This window comes from Pseudoduganella sp. UC29_106 (assembly GCF_044055365.1).
In the GTDB taxonomy this organism is placed as follows: Bacteria; Pseudomonadota; Gammaproteobacteria; order Burkholderiales; family Burkholderiaceae_D; genus Rugamonas.
Map to the genome: position 1 here is coordinate 4,166,965 of NZ_CP171977.1, position 16,213 is coordinate 4,183,177.

Genomic DNA, 16,213 nt, shown 5'->3' on the forward strand with positions numbered 1-16,213 from the left:
TTGTGCGAGCCGGGCCCCTGCAAAGGAATGGACTTTTTCCGCGAATATTTGTACTTTTCGCAGATTCCTTATTGCGCGATGCCCTTGCGGGACACGTGCCACTCGGATTTCTTGCACAATCCGCAGTCGCTGCCGGCAAACATCTTCGCCGCGTTCTGGTCACCTTTCAGCTGCCAGTCCAGCCAGGCCACGGCCACGGGCGAAAACGCGCCGCCGTTCGGCTCGCGGTAGGTGCCGGCATGCGGCGTCTTTTCGCGCCAGGCGCGGACCACGGGGATGTGGTTGATGCGCTTGAAGTCATCTTCCGCGTTGTCGAAGGCGACGTCGGTCGGGTCGCCGGACACATACAGCACACTGCCGTGCAGCGAGGCCAGGTCCGCCTTGTCCGCATGGGCTGCCGCAATTTCCCAGCTGCGCCCCGTGGCCGGGAAGACCCCGCTGTTCCAGACGCCCAGCGTGGTCACGCGCGGATCGTGCGCCGCGTCGATCGCCTGCAGGCCGCCGCAGGACTGGCCGAACACCGCGATCTTCGTGGTGTCGATCTTGCCGAAATACGGGCTGCCAGCGCGGCTGTTCTCGGCGATGGCCCAGTCGATCGCGTGAATCAGCTGCTTCGCATATGTGAAGGGTGGGCGCGTTTCGCCTGGCGCCAGCGATGTCCTGTGCGCCAGTTCGGGACGCAGGGCGGCCGGCGAGCCAGGCGCAGGTTCACCGCTAGCCTGCTCGGCGCCCGGCGCCGGCGGCGCTTCCGCGCTCTCCGTTCCGATGGGACCGATGGCGATGGCCAGATAGCCGTGTGAAGCAATTTCCGTCAAGAAAGGACGGAAACGGTTTCCCAGATTGCGGCAGCCGCCGTTGGCAAAGGCGACGATGGGCAGCTTATTGCCATTGAGTGCAGCCAGGCTGGCCGGCCGATATACCGTGTGCGTCGGCAGGCCCTTGTCCATTTCCATCAGGGCCGGATGGGCGCCAGTGCCCCCGGGTACTTCCGCCATCGCCAGTGGCGCTACCGCCATCATTGCCAGAACCAGAACATCTGCTCGCATTGCGTCTCCTTCGCTTATGAACTATAGTAGTTTTAATTTATAATCATTTGCACATGGATGCAAGGACAATGAGACGAATTGCAACAGTACTGACTCTGTCGCTGCTGGGCTGCGGGCTGCTCGCCACGGCCCAGGATTACGTGACATGGTGGGAAGCCAACGAGAACCGGGAATTTCCGCAGGCCGTATCGGCGCCGAATGCCAACGGCACGCTGACCACGCTTAATGCATCCGGCGCCACGCCCACCAAGGGCCATCCCTTCTTCACGGCGCTGGGCGGGAACGGGCGCGCATGCATCACCTGCCACCAGCCCTCGGACGGCATGGCGCTCTCCGTCAACACCATCCAGCAGCGCTGGAAGACGCTCGGTTACAGGGATCCACTGTTCGCGTCCATCGACGGCGCCAACTGCCCCAACCTGCCGCCCGAGCGCGAGGAATCGCACTCCCTGCTGCTGACGCGCGGCGTGTTCCGCATCCCCCTCCCGTGGCCTGCACGCGACAGCAAGGGCCGCAGGATCGATCCGGAATTCACGATCGAGGTAGTGCGCGATCCGACCGGTTGCAACCGCAGCCCGCAATATGGGCTCACGTCCGCCGATCCACATATCTCTGTTTACCGCCGGCCGCGTCCCGCCACCAATTTGCGCTACATCATGGCCGTGGGCTTCCCCTTCGATCCCAAGAGCGGACTGCCGCTGCAAAGCGCGGACGGCAGGATGGTGAGCGAAGCGCTGATGGGCGACGCGCGCGTGCTGACGCTGGAGGGCCAGGCCGGCGATGCGATGCGCACCCACTTGCAGATGAACGGCAATCCGACGCCGGAGCAGATCAGGCAGATTGTGGTGTTTGAGTCAGGCCTCACGAGCGCACAAAGCCACGACCAGTGGGGCGGCAGCCTGGCGGCGGATGGCGCCCAGGGCGGGCCGGAAGCGCTGGCGGCCGCGCCGGCAGGTGAGCTGCAATCGTCGAAGGCGCCCATCTTCCGCGAGTTCTACGGGTGGAAAAAGGCCCCGGCCGGCGGCAGCGAGGAGCAGCGCAAGTTCCGCGAATCGGTCGCGCGCGGCGCGGAGCTGTTCAGCAAGCGCCAGTTCCTCGTCAAGGATACGGCGGGCATCAACTCCATGGGTTTCGGCAACCCGGTACGTAATTCCTGCGCCATGTGCCACAATATGCACGGTTCCGGCATCGATGTGGCGCCGGGCCGCATCGACCTCGGCACGACCAATGAACCCTACGCCAAGCCTTCACCGGACCTGCCTTTGTTCAAGCTGACGTGCAAGCCGGGCGCCAAGCCGCATCCTTTCCTCGGCCGCGTCGTGTATACCCAGGACCCCGGCTATGCACTGAGCACCGGCCGCTGCGAGGACATCGGCAAGATCACCACGCAGCAGATGCGCGGACTTTCCGGCCGCGCGCCCTACTTCGCCAACGGCTCCGCGCGCGACTTGCGCGAACTGGTCGACATCTACAACCGCCGCTACAACATCGGCCTGACCGAGCAGGAACGGGAAGACCTGATCAACCTGATGAAAGTGCTCTGATGCGCAAATTTGTTCCCGCGGCACTGGCCGCGGCCAGTGCATTGACCTGCGCTGCCGCGATTGCGGCCGAACCTGTGCGCTTCGTCGCCTGTCCGGTCTATCGCGATACGGATGCCGGCCGCAAGTCCGGTTGCTGGCTCGCCACGGACGGCGCCACCGGCACGCGCTACGATGTCAGCGATGCGCCTTACAAGCCATGGATAGGCCGCATGATCCTGGTCGAAGGCCAGCCTGCGGACTCCCCCGATATCTGCGGCGGCGTGCCTTTAGCGCCCGTGCGCGTGGCGGTGCTGGAGGAGACTTGCGCGGAGGTGCTTATCCCAGCTGAAGGCTATCCCAGCAAACCCTCGGTGCTTCCCAAGGACGTGATGGCCCCATCCAGCGTCCCGCGCGTGTTGCCCCCCGGCCCTTATTCGCGCCAGCAGTATGAGATCGAATTCAGCTTCGGCGATGACCGGCTGATGTACCAGCACGTCGAGACGACTATCGAGCGCGCGGCGCTCTATGCGCAGGCCAGCAAGGCGGGGCGGGTCGAAGTAATCGGCCGCGCGGACACGCCGGGCTTCACGGCGTCGCATCGCCCAATGCGCGAGCCGGGGCGGCTGGCGGCCGCGCGCGCGGGCATGGTGCGTGAGGCGCTGCTGCGGCTCGGCGTGCCCGCAGCGTCCATTGTGGTGCGGGAGGACACGCATCCGCAGCCGCTGGCCGATGCGCCGCCCGCATTGCGCGACGTGTCCAGGCGGCGCGCGACGATTGTTGTCACGCCGTAGCGCCAGAAGCCGCGTGACAGGACACACGGCGGATCAATGATCCGCCCTACGCCCTTGCGGGACAATAAGCAAGGCGCTTGCTATTGCTCCGAGCGCAGGAAAGGCGCGGGGCGGAAGTCCACCGTGCCGGGGATGGTGGTGTCCCAGTTGCCCTGCTCGCGGCGCCGTTCCAGCGCGCGCACGGCGGCTACCGTTTCCTCCGTGGTGAAATTGCAGTGGCCTACGCGGCCGATATAGGCTTCGCGCACCAGCGATGCGCCGCTGCGGCGCGCTATGCGGGCTGCGTAGTCGCCGCTCATCTCGACCAGGGTGACAGGGTCCGCCACCGTCTGCATCACCAGCACCGGCGCCTGCACCCGCCCGGTAGGGGCGTAGTTGCGCTGCATGTAGGCGCGCGCAGCAGGATCGGCGCCCACGCGCGGCGCGGCGGCGAGTCGGGCCAGGTCCGTCTCCAGATCCACGCCGGCAGCCCGGTACTGGGCCCGGACGAAATCCGCCCGGCCAGAACGGTCCAGCAACTGCGCATAGTCGATGCCGGTGTTCCATGAGAAGTTGCCGCCTGCGCGGCGCTGCTGGTCGTCGCGCGGCAGCAGCGTGGCCGCCACGAAGCCGCGGTACAGCGCTTCCTGCTGGGCGGCGGCGTCCTGTGGCGGAGCGCCTGTGCCTTCGCGCCACAGCGGCACCTGCGCCAGGGTTGCCGCCAGCGCGATGCGGGCGCGCCCGGCAGGCGTGGACTGTTCGCGGTCCAACGCCGCCTGCCATGCCGCCAGGTCGGCGCGCATCCCATCGCCGCCACTGGCCAGCAGCACGGGCAGTTCTGGCGGCAGACCCGCCAGCGTGCGCAGCACCCACGGCCCGTCCAGCGCCGCATTCATCATGGCCGGCGCACCGCCTGCGGACGCGCACATCACGATACCGCCGTCGAAGCGCTGCGGCGCGCGCTCCAGCAGGGCGATCGTCACCAGTCCGCCCATCGAACTGCCCCAGGCATAGGTGCGCTGCGGCTTGCCGACCTGGGTGGCGAAAGCATCCAGGGTCGCCAGCTGGTCGGGCACCGCCTCCTCCAGCGCCCAGCCGACCGACGCGTACGAGGAACCGGCCAGCGCATAGCCCTGTTTCAGCAGATCGTCCTTTTCGTTGCGCGACACATTGCGCGCCGGGTTCGCCGGGCCGCGCGCGTAGCCGTGACTGAACAGCAGCAGGCGGCCGTTCCAATCGGCCGGCACATCGATCACATAGGCCGCGCCACTGGGCAGGCGGCCTTCCAGGTGGCTGGCCGCCGGCTGGGCGGCGGCCAGCAGCGGCAGCGCGGCCAGCACGCAGATTGCGGTGCGCATGGCCCCTCCTCAGAACCGGTAGTCCAGCGTGAAAGCGCCGAAGCGGCCGATCGCGCTGAAGTTTTGCGGGTCGAAGGCCAGGGTGGAGTTCTGCACATAAGGCGGCTTGCGGTCGAACACGTTCTGGATGCTGAGCGAAGCACGCAGGGTTTCCAGACGGCCGCCAAACAGCTTGCCGATGTCGTACTGCGCGGTCAGGTCCCAGGTCGTCGAGGAGGCGATCTTCGGCGTGCCGGCCAGCGTCGTATTCTTGTACGAGTTGGTGAAGTTGGCGAAAGCGGTCACACGTACATCCGCGCCGCTCCAGCCAAACTCGCCGCGCGCACGCAGGCGCACCGGGTTGTTCAGGGTGTTCAACAGGCCATCGACCACCGGCGTGGTGGGCGTGAACTGCTGCTTGTAGGTGAGCACATAGTTCGTGGTCAGACCCGAAGTCAGGCGGCCGATGCCGGTCGTCCAGTCGTAGCGCACGGCCACGTCCACGCCGCTGGTCTTCACAAGGCCGGCATTGTAACGGCGTCCGTCCTGGATGAAGCGGATGCCGCCCACCGGTTCGGCGGCATTGCCGGTGAAGGTAGGCATGGCCAGCAGTGCCGCTACCTGCGCCGTTGTGGGCGCGCCGTTCAGGTAAGGCGCCAGTTCAGGCTTCTGGAAAATCGCGGAATCGTTGCCCGGCGTTAGGATACGGTTTTCGTACTTGACGTTGAAGTAGTCCACCGTCACGCTCAGTCCTTGCACAGCCGCCGGTTTCAATGCGCCGCCGAGCGTGAAGATCTTCGCTGTTTCCGGCTTCAGGCCGTCGCGGCCACCCAGCAGCACCAGGCCGTGGATCATCGTCTTGCCATCCGCACCGATGCGGTCTACCACATTGATCAGGCCAGCGTTGACCGGATCCAGGTCGCCGAGGGTCGGGGCGCGGAAAGCTTCGCCATAGCTCGCATAGATCTTGTTGCCCGGCGCCGCTGTCCAGTCCACGCCGACGCGCGGATTGGTGGTGCGGCCGAAATCGCTGTAATCGTCGGTACGCACAGCCAGCGACATATTCAGCTTGTTCACCACCGGCACCTGCGCTTCCGCATACAGCGAGCGTACAGTGCGCTGAGGACGCGCGGAAGAGTTATCGATGTGGAAGACGGTGGCGTTGTCCGGCGTGGAGTTGTTGCGGTCCTCGTAGTAGTCGATCGTATCGTGATGGACCTCGCCGCCGATTGCCAGCTTAACCTTGCCGGCCGGCAGGTCGAACAAGGGACCGTCGAACTTCACGCCGCCGTCGATCATGCGGTATTGCGAGTTGCGGTCGTTGAAGGCCTTGATCTTGGCCAGCGTTGCCGGGTTGTTGCAGGTGAACGCCGCCGCATCGCAGAACAGGTTCAATGCGGTGGCAGGATTGCGGTCGGCCAGCGCGGCATTGAGCGCATTGCCGTTCAGGTTCTGGCTCATCGCCTTTTCCGTCGTGCCGCTGCGGGCGAGGAAGGCATTGCCGCTCCACGTTTCGGATACGTCGAATTCGAGATTGGCCGATACGCGGTGCGTACGTTCGAAGCCATTGCTGATCGAAATGCCGAGGTCATTGATAAAGGAATAGTTCACTGCCGCGGATGTCGCCGTGGCGTTCGGACTCACGAAGAATGGGTTCGTGTTGCGCACCGTGGCATTGGTGGTCTGAGCCGACGTGTGGCGCAGGTAATCGCGCTGCGAATAGAAGGCTTCCACGCTCAGGCGCGCACTCTCTCCCAGTTGCTGGCTCACGCTGCCGGCCAGGCTTTCGCGCTCCTGCCCCGGCAATGCGTCCACGCCCTTGTAGATGCTTTGCAGGTTGGGCGAGCCGGCCACCAGGGCGCTGCGCTGCAGGCCGACCCCATTCTGGCCAGCCGGGATGGCGTAACGCGCGCTGCCTACCTGGATATTGCCGGGGCTTGCATTGAAACTACGCAGGTCCGGTCCGCCCCAGCGGCGCATATCATCGGTATAGAACTCGCGGTCGCCGGCGGCGAGATTGCTGCGGCGGTACTTCTCGCCAGCGATCATGACGTTGCCGCCCTCCCACGACTTACCGGCAATGACGCCGACCTGATTCTGCGTCATGCCATCGGCCGCGCCGTGACGGGCCGAGATGCCGATGCCGTCGTAGCGCTTGCGCAGGCGGATGTTCACCACGCCGCCTACCGCATCCGAGCCGTAGGTGGCGGAACCGCCGTCCGTGATGACTTCAATGCGTTCGATGGCGATGGCGGGAATCGTTGAAGGATCCGTGTATTGCGCCGCCAGGCCGCCAGGCGCCATGCGCTGGCCACTGACCAGGGTCAACGTGGATTCCGGTCCGAGGCCGCGCAGGTTGATGCCGGAGCCGAGCGTAATGTTCTGGTTGGCGTTCTGCGCTGCGTTGGTATGGCCTTCATCCGCGCCGAGATTCTGGATCTGCGGCAGAAGGCGCAGCAGTTCGCCCGTGCTGGCCACACCGGACTTCTCGATGGCTGCCCGGTCCAGCCGCTGCACGGGTGCGCCAACCGGCGCCGCCCCGCGAATCAGCGTACCCGTTACTTCGACGGACTGCATCTTTTCCTGCGCCTGCACGCCACCGAATGCACCACCTGCCACGAGCGCCGTAATCACCTGAGCCAACTTGTTGCGTTGAACCGCCATCGAATGCCTCCATTTGTTTAATTTATATAATGCTTATAGTCTATAATCAGATTGGAGGGAAAAGCAACGACAAATCCGCATGGCGTCCCCACCATGCGCCGAATGTGCAACAATGCAAGTACAGCACGGAGAAGATATGCAGCACGCGCAACAAGCCAGCGTTCCAACTTACAAGCTGTTCGGCGAACAGGCGCCCTGGCCTACGCCGGAAATGCTGCACTGCGAGTCCATCGCGGCCCGCAGCGCTTCGCATAACTGGCAAATCACCCCACACCGCCACAGCGGCCTGTTCCAGATTCTCTACCTGGCAGCCGGGAGCGCCGAGGTGCATATCGACGGCAACAGCAATCGCCTGGTCGCGGGTCAGCTGATGCTGGTGCCGCAGATGTGCATCCACGGTTTCCGCTTCGAAAAAAACGCGCAGGGCTGCGTAGTGACACTCGCTTATCCTCTGATACGGAAACTGGCTCCGCAGGCTGGCGATGCGCTGGTTGGATTGACCAGTCCCGTGGCGTGCACACTCGGGGATGGCGAGGCTTACCTGCCGGACGCCTTCGAGGCGCTGGAGACGGAGTACCGCGGTGCAGCGCCGCACCGCAACCAGCTGGTGGAGTCGCTGCTGTCCGTCATCCTGCTCATGGTGTCACGCCGTTGCGCGCAGACGCAGCCGCCAACCGCCCTCGCCCGCCGCGCCGATTGCTTCCCGGCCTTCTGTGAACTGATCGAGAAGCACTATGCGGAGCACAAGCCGGTGTCCTTCTATGCGAGCAAGCTTGGCGTGACCGCGGCCCACCTGAATTCCCTGTGCCGCCAGGTGGTGGACCGCTCGGCGCTGGAGCTGATCCACGAGCGCATGATCCTGGAGGCCAAGCGCAATCTGGTTTACACGTCCATGACGGTCAGCGTGGTGGCGGATACGGCGGGATTTGCGGACCCGGCCTATTTCACGCGTTTCTTCAAGCGCGAAGTCGGCATGTCGCCGCGCGAGTTCCGGCAGCAGGCGGGGACGCTGCAGGTCTGAGCTTCTGCCAAAACCGGAGAAGCTGGTGGCTGCCACGATGTGGCAGCCACCTGTTCAGCGGACGTGGAGTAATTGCTGCAGCGGCTCATCGCCAGCGCATTAAACCAGGTGGCTGCCACATCGTGGCAGCCACCAGGGGTTGCCTTGGGTTTGGAGCACAAAATGGAAATCGACGCCATCGCCAGCCTGATACGCCAAGCCAGCGCGAAGCTTCCTTCGTCGCCGACGGTGGAGCAGATGCGCGCATGCTCCATCGCCCTGCACGACAGCCTGCCCCTGCCCGAAAATGTGCAATTCACGGAATCGTCCGACCCGCCCGGCCTGTGGTCCCGCCCTCCTGAACGCGAACGCAATGCGGTGATCCTGTACCTGCACGGTGGCGGCTATGTCCTCAACTCGCCAAACCAATACAGGATGCTGACCGGCCAGCTCTGCCTCGAAACGGGCGTGGACGTATTCGCGCTGCAATACCGGCGGGCGCCGGAGGCGCCGTATCCCGCGGCCCTGGAAGATGCGCTGGCAGCCTACCAATGGCTGCGCCGCAGCCAGCACGGCGCAGAAGTCGCCATCGCCGGCGACTCCGCCGGCGGCGGCCTGGCGCTGGCCCTGATGCTGCGCTGCAGGAAACATGGCGCCGCCGAGCCCCGCTCCGCCTTTCTGATGTCCCCCTGGGCTGACCTGACCATGAGCGGGACGACGCTGCACAGCAAGGCCGGCGTGGACCCGGTCGTTACACCCGCAGCGTTAGCCTTCTATGCTACGCAATACCTGCATGGCGCCAATGCGCGCGATCCGTCGGTATCGCCCATATTCGGCGACCTGCGCGGCCTGCCGCCGCTGCTCATTCACGTCGGCAGTGAAGAAGTGCTGCTTGACGATTCCCTGCGTCTGGCGGCAGCGGCCGGAACGGCCAAGGTCGAAGTGACGCTGAAGGTGTGGCCCCATATGATCCACAAGTGGCATATCTGGCATAGCCGCCTGCCCGCCGCGGCAGCGGCGCTAAGGTCGGCCGGGACCTTTATCCGCGAGCACTGGCAGTAAATTCCTCGGTATCGATTTCCGCCTGCGTGGCCGCACTGTAGCGCGGGCCGGACACGGTGCGCTCGTTGACCAGCGCTTCAAGTCGCGCGAACAGGTCCGGCGTGAGCGATACGCGCGCCGCGTGCAAATTTTCTTCGAGGTGCGCGAGCTTCGTGGTGCCAGGGATTGGCAGGATATGCGGCGCCTTATGCAGCAGCCAGGCCAGGGCCAGCTGGGCGGGCGTGCAGTCGGCTTCGGCCGCCAGCGACAGGTAATCCGGCAGCCAGCGCAGATTGGCTTCCAGATGCTCGCGCTGGAAACGCGGCATGCCGCGGCGCAGGTCCTTAGCAGTCCACGCATCGACGGCGCCGGCATCGCGTATCGCGCCGGCAAGGAAGCCGCGCGCCAATGGGCTGAACGCGACGAAAGCCGCGCCAACGTCACGGCATGCGTCCAGCACCGCGATTTCGGCATTGCGCGACCACAGCGAATATTCCGACTGCACGGCCGCAATCGGATGCACGGCGTGCGCGCGGCGCAGCGTGACGGCCGATACTTCGGACAGGCCAACCGCGCGGATCTTGCCCTCGCGGACCAGGTCCGCCATGGCGCCCATGCTGTCCTCGATGGGCACGGCCTTGTCCCAGCGGTGCAGGTAATAGAGATCGATGATATCGGTCTGCAGGCGGCGCAAGGCTTCCTCGCAGGTGCGCCTGATCGCCTCAGGACGGCCATCGATCACGCGGCGCTTCACGCCATCGTCGCCGGCCCTGCCCTCCAGCGCGCACTTGCTGGCCAGTGTGAAGCGCGAACGGTGACGGGCCAGAGCCCGCCCCACCTGCGTTTCACTGGCGCCGAAGCCATACAGCGCAGCGGTATCGAAATGGTCGACGCCCAGCTCCAGGGCGCCGAGCAGCAGGCGTTCGGCTTCCGCATCGGACAGCGGCTCGCCATAGGCATGGCACAGATTCATGCAGCCGAGGCCAATGGCGCCGACGCGGAAGGGACCGAGCGCGCGCTGTTCCATCTCAGTCAGCCTTCAGCTGCTGTTCCAGCTGATGCAGCACGGCGTAGCAAGGCAGCACCTGCGCCACACTGGCATTCGGCTCGCGGCCTTCGCGGATGGCGGCGAAGAATTCGCGGTCCTGCAGTTCGATGCCGTTCATCGACACGTCCACTTTCGACACGTCGATCTTCTCTTCCTTGCCGTTCACCAGGTCGTCATAGCGGGCGATATAGGTGCCCGTGTCGCCGATATAGCGGAAGAAGGTACCCAGCGGACCATCGTTATTGAAGGACAGCGACAGCGTGCAGATCGCGCCATTGGCGGCCTTCAGCTGGATGGACATGTCCATGGCAATGCCCAGCTCCGGATGGATCGGGCCCTGGACGGCGTTGGCCTTCACGATCGGGCTGCCGCACTGGTAGGCGAACAGGTCGACGGTGTGCGCGGCATGGTGCCACAGCAGGTGGTCGGTCCAGCTGCGCGCCTGGCCCAGCGCGTTCATGTTCGTACGGCGGAAGAAGTAGGTCTGCACATCCATCTGCTGGATATTGAACTCGCCCGCTTCGATCTTCTTGTGCACCCACTGGTGGCTCGGGTTGAAGCGGCGGGTGTGGCCGCACATGGCGACCTTGCCGCTCTCGCGCTGGGCGGCAATCACGGCCTCGCCATCGGCGAAGGCGTCGCACAGCGGAATCTCGACCTGCACGTGCTTGCCCGCCTTCATGCAGGCGATGGCCTGCTGCGCGTGCATCTGGGTCGGCGTGCACAGGATCACCGCATCCACTTCAGGCAGCGCCAGCGACGCCTCCAGATCGGTGGTCACGTGCGGGATGCCGTACTGCTTCGCAACGGCCGCAGTCTTTTCCAGATCGCGGCTGATGAGGGACACGACTTCGACGCCGTCGATCTTCGCGATCGCGTCCAGGTGCTTGATGCCGAAAGCGCCGGCGCCAGCCAGTGCCACTTTGATGGTTTTCATTCAGGATTCTCCATAATCAGATGGCCGACGGCAGTATTCGATGCCGGCACATGATAGAAACGGTGCTTGACCACAGGTGCGGGGCCGCCCTTGACGTCCGCCATGGCGCCGCGCGCGATCAGCCACATCACCAGTTCGATGCCTTCCGAGCCGGCTTCGCGCACATAGTCGATATGCGGAATGGCGGCTGCGGCTTCAGGATCGGCGATCAGCTTGTCGAGGAAGGCGTTGTCCCATTCGCGGTTGATCAGGCCAGCGCGCGGACCTTGCAGCTGGTGGCTCATGCCGCCCGTGCCCCAGATCTGCACATTCAGGTCCGCATCGAAGGATTCAACGGCGCGGCGGATGGCCTGGCCCAGCTGGAAGCAGCGGCGGCCGGACGGTGCGGGGTACTGCACCACGTTCACGGCAAACGGAATCACCGGGCAAGGCCAGGCATCGGGCTGGCCGCACATCAGCGACAGCGGCACGGTGAGACCGTGGTCCACTTCCATGCGGTTGACGATGGTCAGGTCGAAATCGTCCTGGATCACGCTCTGCGCGATGTGCGAGGCCAGTTCCGGCTGGCCTTCCACCGCCGGTACGGGGCGCGGGCCCCAGCCTTCGTCGGCGGGCTTGTAGTTCGCCGCAGTGCCGATGGCGAAGGTGGGAATCATGTCCAGGCTGAAGGCCGTGGCGTGGTCGTTGTAGACGAGGAAGATCACGTCCGGCTTGTTATCCTTCATCCACTGCTTGGAATACTCATAGCCCTCGAACAGCGGCTGCCAGTATGGCTCCTGGGTCTTGCCCAGGTCGATGGCGGCGCCGACGGCCGGCACATGGGAGGTATAAACGGAGGCGGTAATGCGGGCCATATCAGTGCTTCCCCTGCGGCTGGTTCTTTTCCTGCGCGTCGCCTTCTTCGCCGACGTAGCGGTTGCCTTCGGCCGATCGGCCGCCGTGGATCATCATATTGCGGTATTCCTCTTCCGTCATGCCGGTCATGCTGCCGGCCATCTGCTGGAAACTCTTGCCGTCCGTGGCGCCCAGCTTGGCCAGGAAGTAGATGTTGCCGCCGGTGCGCATGCACCAGTTCAGGTCACGCGCCAGCACGGCCTGCTTCTGTTCCTCCGTCATCGGCCATTCGTCCAGGTAGGCTTTCTCGTTCGCCTTGAAGCGCTCGCGGTTCTCCGCCTTCATCAGCGACATGCAGAATTGATTGAGCCAGTAGCCCTTGCGGGACTGCTCAGCATCGAAAATAATGGTTCCCGGAATATCCAGGTAGGGCTTATCGAGCGCCATTGCTCGTCTCCTCCGGCCAGTACAGGCGCATTGGGTTCTCCACCAGTAGTTTATGCTGAAGTTCGGCGGCTGGGGCGATATGCGGAATCAGGTCCACCAGCAATCCATCGTCCGGCATATGGTCTTTCAGGTTCGGGTGTGGCCAGTCGGTGCCCCACAGCACGCGGTCCGGGAATTCCTCGACCACGCGGCGGGCAAACGGGATCACGTCGCGATAAGCCATGCGCTCACCATCGAGCGCCTTGGGGCCGGTAACCGACAGTCGTTCCGGGCAGCTTACCTTGCTCCACACGTTCGGATTCTCGCGCATGAACTTCAGGAAGAGCTGGAATTCCGGGCCGTCGATATCCTTGCTCACGTCCGGGCGGCCCATGTGGTCCACCACCACGGTCGTCGGCAGAGAGGTGAAGAAGTCCCACAGTTCCGGCAGGTCCACGGCTTCGAAATAGATCACCACGTGCCATCCCAGCTTCGCCACGCGGCCCGCGATTTCCATCAGCTCATCGCGCGGCGTGAAATCGACCAGGCGCTTGACGAAGTTGAAGCGCACGCCGCGCACGCCGGCTTCGTGCAGGGACTGCAGTTCTTCATCGGTGACACTGCGGCGCACCGTAGCCACGCCGCGCGCCTTGCCGCCGGAGGAAAGGCAGGCATCGACCATGGCGCGGTTGTCGGCGCCGTGGCAGGTGGCCTGCACGATCACGTTGCGGCTGAAGCCGAGGTGGTCGCGCAGGGCGAACAGCTGGGCCTTGCTTGCGTCGCAGGGGGTGTACTTGCGCTCGGGCGCGAACGGGAATTCGTCGCCGGGGCCGAACACGTGGCAGTGCGCGTCGACGGCGCCTGCCGGCACCTTGAATTCGGGGCGGGACGGGCCTTCGTACCAGTCCAGCCAGCCGGGTGTCTTGGTGAATGGGGTTTCCTGTTTCACGATTGGGCTTTCACATGTTTGAGTAATCGGTCGGCTTCATCGCGCCAGTCGGCGCTGCGGGCAAACTGCGGCGTGCCGCGCTCGCCGAAAAGCCCTTCGTCCGCCAGGTCGGCAACCCAGTCCTGGCGTTTGGAGATGGCCGCTGCGGCGTGCGGCTCCATGCCTGCGTCGCGCACGGTATTTGCCACTTCGCGCAATTCCTCGGCGCGGCGGCGGCCATGCTCGATCACGCGCTGGAAGAAATAGCTGCCCTGCTTTTCCCAGTCCATGCCGGGGAAGGTTTCGTACAGGGAGGCGATCACTTCGTCTTCCACGCCATAGGCGCGGGCGGTGCTGAAGCTTTCGATGACCAACGCTTCCAGGCCCTTGATCATCACGCTGCGGCACATCTTGGTGGCCGAGGCGACACCCAGCCTGTCCGATGCGTGCTTCGCCTTGAAGCCGATGGCGTTCAGCTGCGGCAACACATCCGCTGCGTGCGGGCCGCCCAGCAACATTGGCACGGCGATGCGATATGGCGGCACGGAGGTCATCACGGCGCCTTCCACGTAGCGGCCGCCCGCCGCCTCGATCGACGCTGCGGCACGCTGCTTGGCGTTCGGTGAAGCGGAATTAAAGTCGAGGAAAATGGCGCCCTGCCGCACGCCCGCTGCCACGGCTTGCGCCACGGCCTCGGTCTGGCTGGCGGTGACTGCGGAAACGATCAGGTCCGCCCGGTCGGCCAGTGCGGCGTGGCTGGCGGCCAACGCAACGCCGTGGCGCTGCGCATGCTCGCGCATGGCCGCGCCGGCGGCAGCGTCCTGGCGCAGGTCGTAAGCCGCGACTTCGAAGCCCTGGGCGCGCAGGTCCTCGGCCAGGATGCGGCCGACTTCACCGTATCCGACCAGGCCGATGCGCCAGGTTTTCGAATCAGTCGACATACTTCAGCCCTGCTTCGGCCAGCGGGCCGCGCATATTGTACATATCGAGCCCCAGCACGCCGGAGGCCAGCTTGGCGCGCTTCTCGCTTTCCAGCGCCTCGCGCTTGGTCGCCACTTCCAGCACGCGGGCCGCATCGGCCGCCGGCACCACGGTGACACCGTCGTCATCGGCCACGACCACGTCGCCCGGGTTGACCAGGGCGCCGGCGCACAGCACCGGGATGTTCACCGAACCGATGGTGGCCTTGATCGTGCCCTTGGCGCTGATGCACTTGCTCCACACCGGGAAGCCCATCTCAGTCAGCACGCGCACATCGCGCACGCCGGCATCGATGATCAGTGCCTTGGCGCCGCGCGCCATGAAGCTGGTGGCCAGCAGGTCGCCGAAATAGCCGTCCGTGCATTCGGCGGTGATGGCGGCGACCACGATGTCGCCCGGCTGGATCTGCTCCGCCGCCACGTGCATCATCCAGTTGTCGCCCGGGTGCAGCAGCACGGTCACGGCCGTGCCGCCGACCGCTGCACCGGCGTAGATCGGGCGCATATAAGGCTTCATCAGGCCCATGCGGCCCATCGCCTCGTGCACGGTGGCGCTGCCCAGCTGGCCCAGTTTCTCGGCCACGGCGCCGTCGGCGCGCTCGATACTGCGCTTGACGATGCCAAGCTGGTTGTAGGATGGGGTGGTCATTTCAACGTCCTTTCTGTTTCAGGGCTGCATCCAGGCGCGGATATACGCGGCGTGCATTGCCTTCGAAAATCTTGAAGCGGTCCTCGTCGCTCAGGGCGGCCGAGTCGATATAGCGTTTCGTGTCGTCGTAGTAGTTGCCGGTTTCCGGATCGATGCCACGCACGGCGCCGATCATTTCGGAGGCGAACAGCACGTTCTCGACCGGGATCACCTTGGTCAGCAGGTCGATGCCAGGCTGGTGGTAGACGCAGGTGTCGAAGAAGATGTTGTTCAGCAGGTGGTCCTTCAGCAGCGGCTTCTTCATCTCCTGCGCCAGGCCGCGGTAACGGCCCCAGTGATAAGGCGCCGCGCCGCCGCCGTGCGGGATGATGAACTTCAGCGTAGGGAAGCGGCTGAACAGGTCACCGGTCAGGCATTGCATGAAGGCCGTGGTGTCGGCATTGATGTAGTGGGCGCCCGTAGTGTGGAAGCAGCTGTTGCAGCTGGTGCTGACGTGGATCATGGCTGGCAGGTCGTACTCCACCATCTTTTCGTAGATGGGGAACCAGTGCGGGTCGGTCAGCGGCGGGGAATTCCAGTGGCCGCCGCTCGGGTCCGGATTCAGGTTGATGGCGACCGCGCCATATTCCTTCACGCACTTTTCCAGCTCAGGGATGCAGGTGGCCGGATCGACGCCGGGCGACTGCGGCAGCATGGCCGCCGGGATGAAGCTGTCCGGGAACAGCTGGCTCACGCGGTAGCACAGCTCATTGCAGATAGCGGCCCAGGTGGACGAGACTTCAAAGTCGCCGATATGGTGGGCCATGAAGCTGGCGCGCGGCGAGAAGATCGTCAGGTCCGAACCGCGTTCCTTCATCAGGCGCAGCTGGTTGGCTTCAATGGTCTCGCGCAGCTCGTCGTCGCTGATGCGCAGGTCGGACACGCGCGGTTTGGCGGATGGATCCTTGATGCCGGCGATCTGCTGGTTGCGCCAGTCTTCCAGCGCCTTCGGGGCGGTGGTGTAGTGGCCGTGGATATCGATGATCAATGG

At 64.8% G+C, this 16,213-nt stretch carries 15 protein-coding genes; 4 read left to right on the plus strand and 11 right to left on the minus strand.

Features of this window, described 5'->3' with window-relative positions:
- Positions 1-68: 68 nt before the first annotated feature.
- Positions 69-1,046, minus strand: coding sequence for an alpha/beta hydrolase (locus ACHMW6_RS20880; protein WP_395399545.1), 978 nt, complete (start codon positions 1,044-1,046; stop codon positions 69-71).
- A 68-nt stretch (positions 1,047-1,114) separates the two neighbouring features.
- Here ACHMW6_RS20880 and ACHMW6_RS20885 point away from each other — a divergent pair, with 68 nt between their 5' ends.
- Together ACHMW6_RS20885 and ACHMW6_RS20890 are read left to right on the plus strand one after the other, a co-directional pair.
- Complete coding sequence (locus ACHMW6_RS20885) at positions 1,115-2,590, plus strand: hypothetical protein (protein ID WP_395399547.1); 1,476 nt, start codon at positions 1,115-1,117, stop codon at positions 2,588-2,590.
- The gene (locus ACHMW6_RS20890; protein WP_395399549.1) at positions 2,590-3,360 is read left to right on the plus strand and encodes a hypothetical protein; all 771 of its coding nucleotides are present in this window, start codon (positions 2,590-2,592) and stop codon (positions 3,358-3,360) included. The genes ACHMW6_RS20885 and ACHMW6_RS20890 overlap by 1 nt, the downstream gene beginning before the upstream one ends.
- A gap of 80 nt (positions 3,361-3,440) precedes the next feature.
- Here ACHMW6_RS20890 and ACHMW6_RS20895 read toward each other — a convergent pair whose 3' ends face one another.
- Together ACHMW6_RS20895 and ACHMW6_RS20900 are read right to left on the minus strand one after the other, a co-directional pair.
- The gene (locus ACHMW6_RS20895; RefSeq protein ID WP_395399551.1) at positions 3,441-4,697 is read right to left on the minus strand and encodes a serine aminopeptidase domain-containing protein; all 1,257 of its coding nucleotides are present in this window, start codon (positions 4,695-4,697) and stop codon (positions 3,441-3,443) included.
- A gap of 9 nt (positions 4,698-4,706) precedes the next feature.
- Positions 4,707-7,340, minus strand: a complete 2,634-nt coding sequence (locus tag ACHMW6_RS20900; RefSeq protein ID WP_395399553.1) for a TonB-dependent receptor domain-containing protein — start codon at positions 7,338-7,340, stop codon at positions 4,707-4,709.
- Between the two features lie 136 nt (positions 7,341-7,476).
- Between ACHMW6_RS20900 and ACHMW6_RS20905 the strand changes: the two genes are divergently transcribed.
- Positions 7,477-8,361, plus strand: a complete 885-nt coding sequence (locus ACHMW6_RS20905) for a helix-turn-helix domain-containing protein (protein ID WP_395399555.1) — start codon at positions 7,477-7,479, stop codon at positions 8,359-8,361.
- A 162-nt stretch (positions 8,362-8,523) separates the two neighbouring features.
- A complete protein-coding gene (locus ACHMW6_RS20910; protein ID WP_395399556.1) occupies positions 8,524-9,402 on the plus strand; it encodes an alpha/beta hydrolase in 879 nt (292 codons plus the stop codon).
- Here ACHMW6_RS20910 and ACHMW6_RS20915 read toward each other — a convergent pair.
- Genes ACHMW6_RS20915 through ACHMW6_RS20950 form a run of 8 tightly spaced genes read right to left on the minus strand, consistent with a single transcriptional unit; the run spans position 9,380 to position 16,210 of the window.
- Entirely contained in the window at positions 9,380-10,408 is a 1,029-nt protein-coding gene (locus ACHMW6_RS20915; protein ID WP_395399558.1) for an aldo/keto reductase, read from the minus strand. The genes ACHMW6_RS20910 and ACHMW6_RS20915 overlap by 23 nt on opposite strands.
- A 1-nt stretch (position 10,409) precedes the next feature.
- The gene (locus tag ACHMW6_RS20920) at positions 10,410-11,366 is read right to left on the minus strand and encodes a Gfo/Idh/MocA family oxidoreductase (protein WP_395399560.1); all 957 of its coding nucleotides are present in this window, start codon (positions 11,364-11,366) and stop codon (positions 10,410-10,412) included.
- Complete coding sequence (locus ACHMW6_RS20925) at positions 11,363-12,220, minus strand: class III extradiol dioxygenase subunit beta (protein ID WP_395399562.1); 858 nt, start codon at positions 12,218-12,220, stop codon at positions 11,363-11,365. The genes ACHMW6_RS20920 and ACHMW6_RS20925 overlap by 4 nt, the downstream gene beginning before the upstream one ends.
- A 1-nt stretch (position 12,221) precedes the next feature.
- Complete coding sequence (gene ligA / locus ACHMW6_RS20930; RefSeq protein ID WP_395399564.1) at positions 12,222-12,647, minus strand: protocatechuate 4,5-dioxygenase subunit alpha; 426 nt, start codon at positions 12,645-12,647, stop codon at positions 12,222-12,224.
- Positions 12,634-13,575 (minus strand): amidohydrolase family protein, encoded by a 942-nt coding sequence (locus tag ACHMW6_RS20935; protein WP_395399566.1) that lies wholly within the window; start codon positions 13,573-13,575, stop codon positions 12,634-12,636. The genes ligA and ACHMW6_RS20935 overlap by 14 nt, the downstream gene beginning before the upstream one ends.
- Positions 13,572-14,495: a DUF1932 domain-containing protein gene (locus ACHMW6_RS20940; protein WP_395399568.1), complete on the minus strand. Its 924-nt coding sequence runs from the start codon at positions 14,493-14,495 to the stop codon at positions 13,572-13,574. The genes ACHMW6_RS20935 and ACHMW6_RS20940 overlap by 4 nt, the downstream gene beginning before the upstream one ends.
- Positions 14,485-15,183 (minus strand): 4-carboxy-4-hydroxy-2-oxoadipate aldolase/oxaloacetate decarboxylase, encoded by a 699-nt coding sequence (gene ligK / locus ACHMW6_RS20945; protein WP_395399570.1) that lies wholly within the window; start codon positions 15,181-15,183, stop codon positions 14,485-14,487. Before ligK ends, ACHMW6_RS20940 begins: the two co-directional genes overlap by 11 nt.
- Position 15,184: 1 nt before the next feature.
- Positions 15,185-16,210, minus strand: coding sequence for an amidohydrolase family protein (locus ACHMW6_RS20950; RefSeq protein ID WP_395408677.1), 1,026 nt, complete (start codon positions 16,208-16,210; stop codon positions 15,185-15,187).
- Positions 16,211-16,213 lie beyond the last annotated feature (3 nt).

What these genes read in the sequence shown, in the direction of transcription:
- ligA (WP_395399564.1), bottom strand. Translation starts at nt 12,647, where the DNA reads ATGGCGCTCGATAAGCCCTACCTGGATATTCCGGGAACCATTATTTTC.
- ACHMW6_RS20905 (WP_395399555.1), top strand. Translation starts at nt 7,477, where the DNA reads ATGCAGCACGCGCAACAAGCCAGCGTTCCAACTTACAAGCTGTTCGGC.
- ACHMW6_RS20885 (WP_395399547.1), top strand. Translation starts at nt 1,115, where the DNA reads ATGAGACGAATTGCAACAGTACTGACTCTGTCGCTGCTGGGCTGCGGG.
- ACHMW6_RS20900 (WP_395399553.1), bottom strand. Translation starts at nt 7,340, where the DNA reads ATGGCGGTTCAACGCAACAAGTTGGCTCAGGTGATTACGGCGCTCGTG.
- ligK (WP_395399570.1), bottom strand. Translation starts at nt 15,183, where the DNA reads ATGACCACCCCATCCTACAACCAGCTTGGCATCGTCAAGCGCAGTATC.
- ACHMW6_RS20890 (WP_395399549.1), top strand. Translation starts at nt 2,590, where the DNA reads ATGCGCAAATTTGTTCCCGCGGCACTGGCCGCGGCCAGTGCATTGACC.
- ACHMW6_RS20915 (WP_395399558.1), bottom strand. Translation starts at nt 10,408, where the DNA reads ATGGAACAGCGCGCGCTCGGTCCCTTCCGCGTCGGCGCCATTGGCCTC.
- ACHMW6_RS20895 (WP_395399551.1), bottom strand. Translation starts at nt 4,697, where the DNA reads ATGCGCACCGCAATCTGCGTGCTGGCCGCGCTGCCGCTGCTGGCCGCC.
- ACHMW6_RS20920 (WP_395399560.1), bottom strand. Translation starts at nt 11,366, where the DNA reads ATGAAAACCATCAAAGTGGCACTGGCTGGCGCCGGCGCTTTCGGCATC.
- ACHMW6_RS20880 (WP_395399545.1), bottom strand. Translation starts at nt 1,046, where the DNA reads ATGCGAGCAGATGTTCTGGTTCTGGCAATGATGGCGGTAGCGCCACTG.
- ACHMW6_RS20940 (WP_395399568.1), bottom strand. Translation starts at nt 14,495, where the DNA reads ATGTCGACTGATTCGAAAACCTGGCGCATCGGCCTGGTCGGATACGGT.
- ACHMW6_RS20925 (WP_395399562.1), bottom strand. Translation starts at nt 12,220, where the DNA reads ATGGCCCGCATTACCGCCTCCGTTTATACCTCCCATGTGCCGGCCGTC.
- ACHMW6_RS20910 (WP_395399556.1), top strand. Translation starts at nt 8,524, where the DNA reads ATGGAAATCGACGCCATCGCCAGCCTGATACGCCAAGCCAGCGCGAAG.